This window comes from Gelidibacter sp., from assembly GCF_053579655.1.
Genome location: NZ_JBMDWE010000059.1, coordinates 1 through 13,361, shown reverse-complemented (window position 1 = coordinate 13,361; position 13,361 = coordinate 1). Strand labels below are relative to the sequence as shown.

At 37.5% G+C, this 13,361-nt stretch carries 10 protein-coding genes; 2 read left to right on the top strand and 8 right to left on the bottom strand.

Annotated features, from left to right (window positions below; translation table 11 throughout):
- Positions 1-676: 676 nt before the first annotated feature.
- The 8 genes from ACOH2D_RS17695 to ACOH2D_RS17660 all read right to left on the bottom strand — a co-directional run bounded on the left by ACOH2D_RS17695 (position 677) and on the right by ACOH2D_RS17660 (position 8,627).
- A complete protein-coding gene (locus tag ACOH2D_RS17695) occupies positions 677-1,249 on the bottom strand; it encodes an acyltransferase (protein WP_449536092.1) in 573 nt (190 codons plus the stop codon).
- A gap of 278 nt (positions 1,250-1,527) precedes the next feature.
- Positions 1,528-2,487, bottom strand: coding sequence for a Gfo/Idh/MocA family oxidoreductase (locus ACOH2D_RS17690; RefSeq protein WP_449536091.1), 960 nt, complete (start codon positions 2,485-2,487; stop codon positions 1,528-1,530).
- Between the two features lie 585 nt (positions 2,488-3,072).
- Positions 3,073-4,116, bottom strand: a complete 1,044-nt coding sequence (locus ACOH2D_RS17685; protein WP_449536090.1) for an NAD-dependent epimerase/dehydratase family protein — start codon at positions 4,114-4,116, stop codon at positions 3,073-3,075.
- Positions 4,100-5,491, bottom strand: coding sequence for a UDP-glucose 6-dehydrogenase (locus ACOH2D_RS17680; protein WP_348035349.1), 1,392 nt, complete (start codon positions 5,489-5,491; stop codon positions 4,100-4,102). The genes ACOH2D_RS17685 and ACOH2D_RS17680 overlap by 17 nt, the downstream gene beginning before the upstream one ends.
- 59 nt (positions 5,492-5,550) lie before the next feature.
- A complete protein-coding gene (locus ACOH2D_RS17675; protein ID WP_449536089.1) occupies positions 5,551-6,498 on the bottom strand; it encodes a GDP-L-fucose synthase family protein in 948 nt (315 codons plus the stop codon).
- 2 nt (positions 6,499-6,500) lie between these two features.
- Positions 6,501-7,616 carry a GDP-mannose 4,6-dehydratase gene (gene gmd, locus ACOH2D_RS17670; RefSeq protein WP_348035347.1) on the bottom strand — a complete coding sequence of 372 codons (1,116 nt, stop codon included), beginning with the start codon at positions 7,614-7,616 and terminating at the stop codon, positions 6,501-6,503.
- Between the two features lie 164 nt (positions 7,617-7,780).
- The gene (locus ACOH2D_RS17665; RefSeq protein ID WP_449536088.1) at positions 7,781-8,242 is read right to left on the bottom strand and encodes a UpxY family transcription antiterminator; all 462 of its coding nucleotides are present in this window, start codon (positions 8,240-8,242) and stop codon (positions 7,781-7,783) included.
- Between the two features lie 244 nt (positions 8,243-8,486).
- Positions 8,487-8,627 carry a hypothetical protein gene (locus ACOH2D_RS17660; protein WP_348038965.1) on the bottom strand — a complete coding sequence of 47 codons (141 nt, stop codon included), beginning with the start codon at positions 8,625-8,627 and terminating at the stop codon, positions 8,487-8,489.
- 355 nt (positions 8,628-8,982) lie between these two features.
- Between ACOH2D_RS17660 and ACOH2D_RS17655 the strand changes: the two genes are divergently transcribed.
- Together ACOH2D_RS17655 and ACOH2D_RS17650 are read left to right on the top strand one after the other, a co-directional pair.
- Positions 8,983-11,187: a DUF8693 domain-containing protein gene (locus ACOH2D_RS17655; RefSeq protein ID WP_449536087.1), complete on the top strand. Its 2,205-nt coding sequence runs from the start codon at positions 8,983-8,985 to the stop codon at positions 11,185-11,187.
- 886 nt (positions 11,188-12,073) lie between these two features.
- A complete protein-coding gene (locus ACOH2D_RS17650) occupies positions 12,074-12,640 on the top strand; it encodes a hypothetical protein (RefSeq protein ID WP_348038969.1) in 567 nt (188 codons plus the stop codon).
- The last annotated feature ends 721 nt before the right edge of the window (positions 12,641-13,361 follow it).

The window sequence follows — 13,361 nt, the reverse complement described above, 5'->3', positions numbered from 1 at the left end:
GGCTTTTAAGACAGCGGTTGTGGCGGAATTATGGCATGAGGCTTGAGATTTGAGGCTTGAGGGATTAGGCATTTGGGATTAGGGATTAGGGATTAGAAAGATTGTCGACCCGCCCGAACGTACCTTTTCGGTATGGGCAGGTTGTTGATTAACGATTGATGATTAACGATTGATGATTTTTGATTTGGGATAGGTTGGATAATCTTGTCTTTAATATGTGTTTTCTGGCTTTTAAGACAGCGGTTGTGGCGGAATTATGGCATGAGGTTTGAGATTTGAGGGATTAGAAAGATTTTCGATTGATGATGGTGAACTTGCCTGATTAGTGTTGGCTGTTTTCATTAATTAATACATTATCAAAATTAAATGTTATTTTATTTTCTTCCACTTTCCATGATTGTTGTCATCAATCTTTGTTAGATCTATTATAGAACGCTGATGATGCTGATTCTGAGGATTTTCACTGATTTGTTCTTGCTTTTATTTCAAGTCCTCAACTTCATTCATCGTTCGTTTGACTGAATTCTCTGAAATGATCTATCATCTGTTTTATGCTCATCATCGGCCATCCATCCTAGTCCAAACTTCAAAAATCAAAAATCTTCAGTCGTTAATCTTCAATCCTTCTAGTCTATAATCTATTCTCTAAAAACTACCCTCTAAACACTTTGCACTTTCACAATGCCTTAACCTCATCATCCACCAACCGATATCTCTCACCAGTTTCCAGGCATGTTGCCAAATTCGCTTCATCAAACACCAATCGATGCCCTGCTTTACTGACCCAACCTATTTGACGGGACGGATTACCAACAACCAAGGCATAATCGGGAACATCATTTGTCACAACCGTGCCAGCTCCAATAAGCGCATATTCCCCAAGGGTATTGCCACATATAATCGTCGCATTCGCCCCAATAGAAACGCCTTTTTTTAAGAGTGTCTTTTTATATTCCTGCTTTCTGACAATAAAACTTCTAGGATTAATGACATTGGTAAAGACGACTGATGGCCCAATAAAAACATCATCTTCTACTTCTACACCTTCATAAATGGAGATGTTATTCTGCACCTTTACATTATTGCCAATGGTCACATTAGGACCGACGACGCAGTTTTGTCCGAAGGAACAATTATCGCCAATTTCGGTATTTGACAGTATATGACTGAAATGCCAGATCTTGGTGTTTTTACCGATTGTGACGCTGTCGTCAATATAACTGGATTGGTGGACGAAGTAATTGCTCATGGCTAGAAGGGTGTTAGTGTTAGTGGGTAGTTATTAGAGGGTAGAGGGATTAGGAAAATTTACGAAATACGATTTTAGATTTACGATATGTGATTGTTGACTGTTGACTGTTGACTGCCTATAATGGAACGCGGATGACACTGACACGGCTGATTTGCACTGATTTTTGATTAACGATTGAGGATTTATGATTTGCGAATTGTCCATTTCCATAACCATGCTTAAGTACTGATAACTCACAACTCATGACTTCTCATACTTCGGTCATCCGTCATCCGTCATCGAGCTAATAACCTACAAAACGGATGATACTCCCCTTTCAATCCAATAGGGTCAAGGTTTCGGATGGCAGATACTGTCTTTATAGATCCATAAGCCTCATCCAAACCAAAACCCTTGCCTTTTAAGATCTCTTCGTAACTTTTAGTGTGCAGATCGGTAAAACCCCCACTAAACTCAATCTCCTCTCCATTTATGGTTATGGAACGATATGTGGTAAGTCCAGAGTTTTTAACAGCATCAGGAATATAATCATAGTTGACCGATAAAAACCAGCGAACGTTGGCATGCTTCAATTTTAAAAAACCGGCATTGGTATCAGCGGTTTTAAGATGGACAACATTCTCTTCGACCTCGCCAAATATCCAACAGAGCATGTCATAAAAATGGACACCAATGTTTGATGCGATTCCGCCAGATTTCGCTTCATCGCCTTTCCAGGACACGAAATACCAGCGTCCTCTGGAAGTCAAATAGGTCAAATCGATATCATAAATTTTGTTGGGCTCTTCCTCCAATTCCTTTGTGATCTTCTCTTTTAAGGCCATCAAGGTTGGGTGCAATCGGAGCTGCAAAATGTTATAGATTTTTTTTCCAGTTTCGTTTTCAATAACTTTCAACTGATGCACATTCCAAGGGTTGAGCACCAAAGGCTTTTCGGAGATGGCATCGGCCCCACTTCGCAAAGCAAACCGGATATGGGAATCATGTAAATAATTCGGCGAACAGATAGAAACATAATCAATTTTATTACCACTATCCCGACGCCATTTGTCCACAAAGCGATCAAAACGTTCAAACTCCGTAAAAAAACTGGCCTGTGGAAAATAACTGTCCATAATCCCAATGCCGTCATAAGGATCCAGAGCGGCGACCAAGGTATTGCCGGTATCTTTAATGGCTTTCATGTGACGCGGGGCGATGTAGCCTGCGGCACCGATTAGGGCGAAATTTTTCATTTTTTTCTTGTTTTTTGTGTTTAAGAAAAACTAATTCATTTTTTTAGACACGAATTTCACTAATTGGCACTAATAAATAAAGTTATTCTATTCCAAATCCGTCAAATGATAATTCCATTGCACGAATCTAAAAATTTTTAAGATAGCTTGATTTGTCAACCAATGCGAAAGCTTTATTGTGATCTCAATGATACTGCAGACTCTTGCTTATAAAATTGATTAGCGTCCCTTGCGGTAAACTTTGCGCTCCTGACGGTTAACTTTAACGCAAAGAGCGCTATGTTTTTTTCGCAAAGGTCGCAACGGAAGCAAGCATTTTGAACTCTTATTCTGACTGATTTAAAAGTTTCTTAGTTAAAATTTTAACCGTTCTTTTATTCATGAGATTGCTTCGTCGCTCGTGCCTCACTCCTCGCAAAGACGTTTAAACTAGTGTTTTGATTTTGAATTGATCTTTTCAACATTTTTCGAAACAAATCACTGCCCGTCCGGGTTGGTTATTGATTCTAAAAGCGAAGCGGTCTTGATACCATTTTCTATTTCCCGCCGTTTCTTTCTTCTTGCTTCATGCTTCCATCTCCGTGCTTATCTAACATAAAACGCCCTATACCACTCCACAAATTCAGCAATTCCTTTAGTCACTTCAGTTTTAGGTTGGTAATTAAAATCCTTTTTTAACTGATTGACGTTTGCATAGGTTTGCTTAACATCACCTGGCTGCATGGGCAGCATCTGTTTGATGGCCTTTTTATCCAAAGCGACTTCAATGGCTTCTATATAATCTAGAAGTTGCACCGGCTGACTGTTCCCTATATTATAAAGTTTGTATAATGACGTATTCTCAGTGGGCTTCAATAAGGTAGCTACCACTCCTTCAACGATATCGTCGATATAAGTAAAATCGCGAGACAGATCGCCATTATTGAACACCTTAACCGGTTGATTGTTGATGATGGCTTCCGTAAATAAAAACATAGCCATATCGGGTCGTCCCCAAGGGCCATAGACGGTAAAAAATCGAAGTCCGATGGTTTCAAAACCGTACAAATGGCTGTAGGCATGCGCCATCAGTTCATTGGCCTTTTTTGTGGCGGCATAAAGACTAACAGGGTTGTCGACATTGGCGGATTCCTCAAAGGGAATGGCATCACTGTTGCCATACACACTGGAACTGCTGGCATACACCAACTTAGCAACTTTATAATTGCGACAACATTCCAAAATATTTAAAAACCCTGTCAAATTACTATCGGCATAAGCTTCTGGGTTTTCCAAAGAATAGCGGACGCCCGCTTGAGCCGCCAAATTGCAAACGCTGTCAATCTTATAATTTTCAAAAAGCTTTGGTAAAGCATTTCGATCTTCCAAATTCATTTTGACGAAAATCATACGATCGCCATAAGAAGAACTTGTTGCATAATGCAAGGCTTGAGAAGCTTCGTTTTTAGCGATTCCCAATTCCGTCAAACGTGCGAATTTTAGATTGACATCATAATAATCGTTGATATTATCTAAACCAATGACCTTATGCCCTAGATCCAACAAGGTTCTAGACACATGAAAACCGATAAAACCAGCGGCTCCAGTAACCAAAATCGTTTTTGGGATAAGATTATTTACCGATGACATAGACTTGAAATCCTATAGCTTCTAATTCCTTTTTATTTAATATACCACGTCCGTCAAATACAAAGGCTGGTTTTTTCATGTTGTGATAAATCTTTTGCCAATCGTAGGCTTTAAATTCATCCCACTCCGTCAAAACAGCGATGGCATGCGCATCCTTACAAGCGTCATATGGGTCCAAAAATGTAGTTAAATACTTCTTGTTATCGGCTTCAGATCGTGTGTTGAGATAATTAAGGTCACTCTGCATTTGATGTTCCGTCACTTTTGGATCATACACCGCGATATCGGCTTGCTCTTCCATGAGTTGATCTGAGACATAGATAGCGGCAGATTCGCGAGTATCATTCGTATCTTTCTTAAAAGCCCAACCTAGAAAGGCTATTTTCTTGCCCGAAATCGTATTGTAAAGTGTTTGAATGATTTTGGCAGCAAAACGTCGTTTTTGATAGTCGTTCATAATGATGACTTGCTCCCAATAATCGGCCACCTCATTTAATCCATAAGATTTTGCGATATAAACCAAATTTAAAATATCTTTTTGAAAGCAAGAACCTCCAAACCCGACCGATGCCTTTAAAAACTTAGGACCGATCCTACTGTCCTTTCCAACAGCAATGGCGACTTCATTCACATCGGCGCCAGTAACTTCACAAAGTTCGGACATGGCATTAATTGAAGAGACCCGTTGTGCTAAAAAAGCATTGGCGGTTAATTTCGACAATTCCGAAGACCATAAATTTGTGGTCAAAATATTTTCAGCCGGTACCCAAGTGGCATAAATATCCGCTAAAGCCTGAATCGCTTCAAGTCCTTCTTCGGTTTGCTCCCCACCAATCAGCACACGATCCGGCACCATCAGATCTTGAATAGCAGTACCTTCAGCTAAGAATTCAGGATTGGATAAAATTTGAAATTGGACGCCATTACCCGTATTATGCAAAATGCTTTTGATGGCTTGAGCCGTTTTTACCGGTAAAGTGGATTTCTCTACGACAATTTTGTCTGTTTTGGCTACGCGTGCAATTTGCCGTGCGCACAACTCAATGTATTTTAAATCGGCCGCCATGCCCTTTCCTTTACCATAAGTTTTGGTCGGCGTATTGACTGAAATAAAAATCATTTCCGCAGCTTCAATAGCCGCATCAACCTCCGTACTAAAAAACAAATTTCGGTTTCGCGCTTCTGCAATAACGGTATCCAAACCTGGTTCGTAAATCGGAAGTTTTTCCAGATCATCGTGGTTCCAAGCCGCTATACGCGCAACATTAATGTCCACCACAGTGACTTTAATATCTGGATTTTTTTGGGCGATCACTGCCATGGTAGGCCCACCTACGTAACCAGCGCCGATACAACAAATATTTTTTATTTTCATTCTCCTAGATTAATGAGTGTTAATTTCGATAAAAACACGCGTTCAAACGCACTTTTTTATTATAATATGTTTGTTTTTATAGCCTTCTGATTCTCAAGAAACCAGTCATAAGTCATTTTTATACCGGTGTTCAAATCTATTTTGGCAATCCATCCTTGTTGGTTCAGCTTGGTTATATCCATTAACTTCCGCGGGGTTCCGTCAGGCTTAGAGCTATCCCAAAGTATAGCCCCTTGATATCCTACAATGTTCTGAATGGTTTGAGCCAACTCTTTTATGGTCACATCGATTCCCGTGCCTACATTATATAAATGTTCAGGAAGCACGTTTTCAACAGCAAAAACAACCGCTCTGGCCATATCATCAACATGTAAAAACTCTCGCATTGGTGTCCCACTTCCCCATAGTTCGACGGACGCATTATTTATTTTTGCCTCATGAAATTTTCTGAGCATTGCAGGCAACACATGAGAAGACTTCAAATCAAAATTATCATTTGGTCCGTAAAGGTTGGTGGGCATTAAACTGACAAAATCTTTATTGTACTGTTTTCTAATGGCCTCACAAGCTTTTACTCCCGCAATTTTTGCAATGGCATACCACTCATTTGTAGGCTCTAAACTATCCGTCAACAAATACTCTTCTTTTAAAGGTTGTGGAGCGAACTTTGGATAGATACAGGAACTCCCCAAAAAGATGAATTTTTTCACATCATGGCGATGCGCTTCGTCAATCAAATTATTCTGGATTTGCAAATTCTCCATTAAAAATGGATAAGGGAATTCACTGTTAGCCAATATCCCACCAACTTTTGCAGCGGCATCAATCACAACTTCTGGACGCTCACGATCAAAAAATTCGTTCACCTGAGCTTGGTTACGCAGATCGAGTTCCTTACTAGTTTTACCAATTAGATTACTATACCCTAATTGATCAAGTGCCCTCCAAACGGCAGATCCCACCATCCCCCTGTGGCCGGCAATATATATTTTTGTTGTTTTATCCATTTCTATTCAAAATAATTAAGAGTTTTATGGCCTCCTTCTTTTAAATAGTGTTCTTTTTGCATGAGTTTGACATCACTGGTCATCATATCTTTTACAAGATCCTGCAAATCGAGCTGAGGCACCCAACCCAATTTATTTTTTGCTTTAGAAGCATCACCTATCAAAAGATCGACTTCTGTAGGTCTGAAATATTTAGGATCTACATTCACTACTTCCGTTCCTATGGGTAATTGGAATTCTTTATTATGACAGGCCGTCACAAATGCTTTTTCTTCAACGCCAATTCCTTTAAACTCCACATCTATTCCAACCTCAGCAAAGGCCATTCTTACAAAATCCCGAACTGCTGTTGTTTTTCCGGTAGCAATTACCCAATCTTCAGGCTCGTCTGCCTGAAGAATCATCCACATCATTCGAACATAATCCTTGGCGTGTCCCCAATCTCTTTTGGCATCCAAATTCCCTAAATAAACTTTATCCTGCAACCCTAGTGCAATCCTAGAGACCGCTCTGGTGATTTTTCTGGTAACAAACGTTTCGCCTCTAATTGGCGATTCATGATTAAATAAAATACCATTACAAGCATACATATTATAGGCTTCCCTGTAATTCACTGTAATCCAATACGCATACATTTTAGCCACAGCGTAAGGAGAACGAGGATAAAAAGGTGTGGTTTCCGACTGTGGCACCTCCTGCACTTTTCCATAAAGCTCAGAAGTAGAGGCCTGATAAATTCGCGTTCTTTTCTCCATCCCTAATAATCGGACGGCTTCCAAAATTCGTAAGGTGCCTAGACCATCCGTGTTACCGGTATACTCAGGAATCTCAAAGGAAACCCCCACATGGCTCATAGCCGCTAAATTGTAAATTTCATCAGGTTGAATATCCTTGATCAGCCTAATAAGATTGGTGCTATCCGTTAGATCGCCATAATGAAGGAAGAAATTACGATCCTTTTCATGTGGATCTTGGTATAAATGATCTATTCGATCCGTATTAAATAACGACGAGCGCCTTTTAACACCATGAACCTCGTAATTTTTCTGTAATAAAAACTCCGCCAAATAGGCACCGTCCTGGCCTGTGATTCCTGTAATAAGTGCAATTTTTTTCATTCTAATATTATAATAATGTTTAGGCAATGTTACGGCTTCGCCGGCAACAGTCACATTATAAATACAACTATTTGATTTATAACGAATGATACTAAGAATTGGTTTTAATCTCTTGACAACAAAAAGATTCAAAAATATGATTATTTATAGAATGAATGGAAGGATTATCCAATTTTTAGCTTAACGACATAACCCAAATTATGCAGCACCACCCAACATTGATTCCCTGAAACATATTTTACCGTTCCTTTTTTTGCGGATAAGCCAAACTTATCTAAATTAATTTCCTGTCCGACGTCTATTTTTTCGGTAGATAAAACCTGTTGTTTTTTAGTTTTAATTTCAATGAGCAACTCCACTTCTTCTGAGGGAACAATGGCGGGCTTCCCCAACCAAAAAAGATATCGCAGCACGCCGGGAACGGTAAAAACCAGCGAACGGTCTTTTTCTGTAATGTTAACTAGAATCATAGATGGCAATAAGGGAACGGTGACTTTCTTTTTACGGTCGCTCCATTGTCTGACTTCTACTCGGGTTGGACAACACACTTCAAAACCATATGCAATAAGTCTTTCTGCAACTTTAAGTTCGTATTTAGGTTTTGTAATGAGCACGTACCAGGCCATGGAGGTTGTTTTTTTTTAGATTATGTTGATTTCCAAAGATAGGAAACTGTCTGTAAAAATAGGGATCCTAATGTTATCGAAAATTAGCATTCCTAATAATAACATATTGATTTAAAGTCTATGAGTTTCCAACCTGCACTTTTTCTAAATGTAAAAAGACACACATTGATTATAAAATGTGGAAATTACTTTTGAATTATTTAGATATTTTAAGCTTTAAAAATAATACTCCCGAAATTGCTGACTACCCTAAATATACTTGCACAATAATCAAGATGCCTCCAGTAGACTTAAAATCCACTGCAAAGAAGATTAATGCCAATACGGCAGCATAGAACTCGGTCACTTTAACATCATTTAATGAAGCCCATATGAGTCTAACCATAAATGGCTTTATCAAACAAATGTTTTACTGAACACTTAAATCACGAGCAGTTTTGGTAAGGAATTTTTTAAGTTCAGAGAATCATTCTAACAATTACCTTCCCTGTAGAATTAAGAAGTGCGTAACAGAAACACAAAAAAGCGAAACTGTTAATAAAAACCACCATTTCCATTACAAATCCAATCATTTGATTAAATTGAAAATGATTGCGTTTTTTTATTTGGTAGCATAACGTATTTTTGTAAAAATATAATGGAGTCCTATTTTTCAGTATTAATGAATTAAACTAAAAAACTTATCTTATCGTTAACCATTACACTTATATGAAATTGATTAATTCGTTATAAAAGTCCTAATGAAAAGTAGCATTACAATAATATTTGCTTTACTCATATCCTTACCAATTATTGGTCAAGATATTGCAGCTTTCTCAGGTACCAAAACACCTGCGGCGGTAACTATTCCTAATATGACCAGTGAACCACTATCAAGAGGGCCAGGATTAACGGTTGGCAGTGGACCAACCTTTAATAGTGGCAACTGGACTACTAGTGCAAAGTTGGATACCAATCATTATATCCAATGGTCCGTTACGGCGGCAGCTGGCTATATCATAAATATTACTGAATTACAAATTAACTATGATAGAGACCCTGACGGAATGTCTCACTTCTTTACTGGAAACGGGCCTGCAAAAATCAAAATAAGAACAAGCTTGGATAATTTTAAATCGGACATTTATTCCAATGAAAAAGTAAGCAACTCAGGTCAATCACCTATCATTAAAACAACACTCTACTCTGAACCAGGCGGAACCATAACCTTTAGACTGTATGGCTATTCTGCAAATATTGGTATGCTTGGCCCACTTGGAAATTTGGATATAGAAGGTGGTTTAGGGAAAGTGCTTGGACTAGACAATACAGGCATCCGTCTGGCAGGGAATCTCACTTACGACGGTTTACTTTACAGTAATGGCAAATGGACTCCGCACGCTCCTAACGCTCAAACCGGCAACAAAAACACTTTAATTTTAAACGGAATTTATACTGAGGCGAGCAATGTAAAAGTGAGAAACTTAAAGGTCAGTGCGGAAGCAGGTATTATTATCCAAAAAACAGGTTCTATTACAGTCAACGGAGATTTAGAAACATCAAATAACCTAACTTTAAAATCTGATTCAGACGATTATTCGAGCTTGATTGTCAAAGGTGAGGTTACAGGAACCGCCAAATATCAGCGTGAAGTACAAACCAAAAATGTTATGGGCGTAACACGTAACGAGGTCCTCATTTCAGCACCTTTAACTGGAGAATCGTTTAAAGCGTTCCGTGCAGCAAATCCAAATATTTTGAGCAATTCCATGAACTCTTTGTTTTTATTTGGACCTTTTAATAAAATCACCGGCACATTTAGCCAATATACCAATACCGAAAAGGAGGTATTTAAAGCCGCTAATGGATATAAAGCAACCTCTACGAACAATGGCAGTTTTACATTTACAGGCATGGTTAACACTAACGAAATTAAGAAAAACATTCTAAATTCAGGACCCGCTTATGCCGAATGGAACTTGATAGGAAACCCATACCCTTCATATATCAAATTATCAGAATTTCTAAACGCCAATAATCCTCAATTAGCGCCAACGTCAGCTGGTATTTATGTGTATGATCCGAAAATTTCAAATGGATGGATCGTACAAAACTTAGCCTATCTTACGCTCCATCCAAATACAAAAATAAAACCTGGTCAAGGTTTTATGATGGCTTCCAAAACAGGAGGAGGGACGATATCATTTACGCCTTCTATGCGCACAACAGGCAAAACGGACAATTTCAAGGTTAACACAGATACTATAGCTAAAAATGTAGGGTTTTTGAAGCTCAATCTCAGCAGCGGAATTCTAAACTACAGCACAGAATTCTATTTTAACGACCTATCCACACGAGGATTAGATCCAGGGTATGATGCGGGAGTTTATGGAAGCCAAACCCCAGATTTCGCAATTTATTCACACTTGGTAGAAAACAATTCTGGACTTGACCTAGCCATCCAATCGCTTCCATATACCAACCTTTTAAGTACAACCATCATTCCTTTAGGAGTCAATGCATCTGCCGATCAAAAGATTACATTAAGTATTGCAGACGCCATTATACCAGAAGAAACTGAAGTGTACTTAGAAGATAGACTGACCAATAACTTCACATTGTTAAACTCAAACAATTATACGTTCTTTACAAATTCTAAGACCTCTAAAACAGGGCGATTCTTTTTACATTTGACAAATTCAACCTTAACATTTGGTAGCAATGGCAAGAACTTACCAGAAATTTTTGCGACCAATGGCTCCCATATTTTGCATGTTAAAGGATTGATTGAGCCAAATTCAATTGTTTCAATTTATGATTTACAAGGGCGTTTAATGTTAAGCGTTCAGCTCGATAATAATTCTAAGAACAATCAAATAAATATATCTACTATAAAGAGCGGCATGTACCTTGTTAAATTTAGAGCAGGTTCCTTAGAAAAGGTCAAGAAAATATTTATTAAATAAGACCTTCAGTTAACGACATCCAACATCTAAAATGCAAATGCTAATAAAAAAAATAAAGTCTAATCAGTTGATTTATTTAACGTTATTCTCTAAAATGCGCTATTGTTTTTATATCCTGCACCTAATTAATCCCTCAGAACACCTGAACGGATGATCGGAGATATAGACATCTTAGTAGCACCGAACCAACTGCAAAAAGCCTTTGACATTTTCACTAAATGTGGTTATAATGAAACGGTCGACTTTAATTATGAACAAAAGAACTTTCGACACCAGGCTAGGTAAATTTCAAAACAAAAGTATGGAGCCATTGAACTTCACTGTGACGTCTTAATTTATAAATACAAACATCTCATTATTAATAAGGAAGTGCTTATAAATTAGCGAATTATCAATGGTATTGCTATTCTATCAATAGTAGATTCCATTAAGATTGCCATCTTAGCGCTACAAATTAACGATAAAGCCCATCGTATGGGACATCTGAGTTTTAAGACCACTTATGACTCCCTTACATTAAAAAATACAGCCAACAATCTCTGGCAAATAGATTTTCATGTTGAGGAACATGAACAATCATTTCTCAATGTGTCAAGGGTTTTCTTTAAAGAATTTGCACCCCACAAACCCTGTTTTTATTCAACATGTCTAAAATATTATTTTGTTTTTAGGCTTCATAATCCAAAATTAGGGCATTTGATTTATTCATTATTGAACACCATTCAGAATATTCAAGAGCGAATCTCATTAATTGTTCTTAATAAAAGCTACAGAACACATATCTTAAAGAACAAAATACTAAGAAAGAAAAATTAATCTTTGAAAAACTTTATCGGAAGACTTTGTATTTCAGAAGTAAAGCCCTATTTTTGAACAAAGTTTTTTTATGAAAAAGTTTTTTATATGTCTGTTTATATTCGCTATAGGACACACTGTTAACGCTCAAAGATTTCACAGATTTCAGAGCGATTGGAAAGTTAGCGTAGGTGTTAACGCCGTTGGTAGTTTAGGAACCCGAAATCCTTTTAAAAAACTAGGAGACTTTGCCTTCCAATTCCCACTAGCGGTTGCCATTGAACATCAATGGTCTGAGCAATTTGCTTTAGAGCAAGATATTACACTCAATGGTTTTAAGACTGGAACAACTTTGGATACTGGAACGTTAAGTGAAAAACTAACTTATTTTTCTACAAACACCAATCTCAAATGGTATTTTGCAGACTACCTTTTTGACGTGGAATACTTTGATTTATATCTAAGTGGTGGTTTAGGAATATTTTACATGGATGAAATAAATACATCCTCAAACCTTTCTGCTGGAGCACAATATTGGTTTAATGAAAACATTGCAGTACGACTTCAATCTACTGCAAAATTTGCTACCAACCCAAAGGACCATCTATACGCCAATAATCATTTTCAATACGTCTTACAAGTCGTTTTCCGTTTGTAAGTTTTTATAAGACAACAATACCAAATGGCCAACACTTTAATAAAGTGTTGGCCATTTTGTTTTTAAAACACTGAGTAGCTAGTGTAGATTGACAACTATGGTTTTTAAAGTTTGACAATAGAATTAAGACCGCTTCGCTTTTAGAATCTAGAACCAAGACTTTTGACGTAAGAAAGTATGGCTTAATAGAATTAAGACCGCTTCGCTGTTAGAATCAAAAACCAAGACTTTGGTCGTAAGAAAGTAGAAACTATGGTTTTTAAAGTTTAACAATAGATTTAAGACCGCTTTGCTTTTAGAATCAAGAACCAAGACTTGAGCAGTTATAATGTAGAAACTCTGATCGATTTATTTTTATTTATCTGACTTTGTTGTTGCGCACTAATTCATTAAGTCTATAAATAGAATTAAGACCGCTTCGCTGTTAGAATCAAGAATCAAGACTTGAGCAGTTATAATGTAGAAACTCTGATCGATTTATTTTTATTTATCTGACTTTGTTGTTACGCACTAATTCATTAGGTCAATAAATAGAATTAAGACCGCTTCGCTGTTAGAATCAAGAACCAAGACTTTGGTCGTAAGAAAGTAGAAACTATGGTTTTTAAAGTTTAACAATAGATTTAAGACCGCTTTGCTTTTAGAATCAAGAACCAAGACTTGAGCAGTTATAATGTAGAAACTCTGATCGATTTATTTTTATTTATCTGACTTTGTTGTT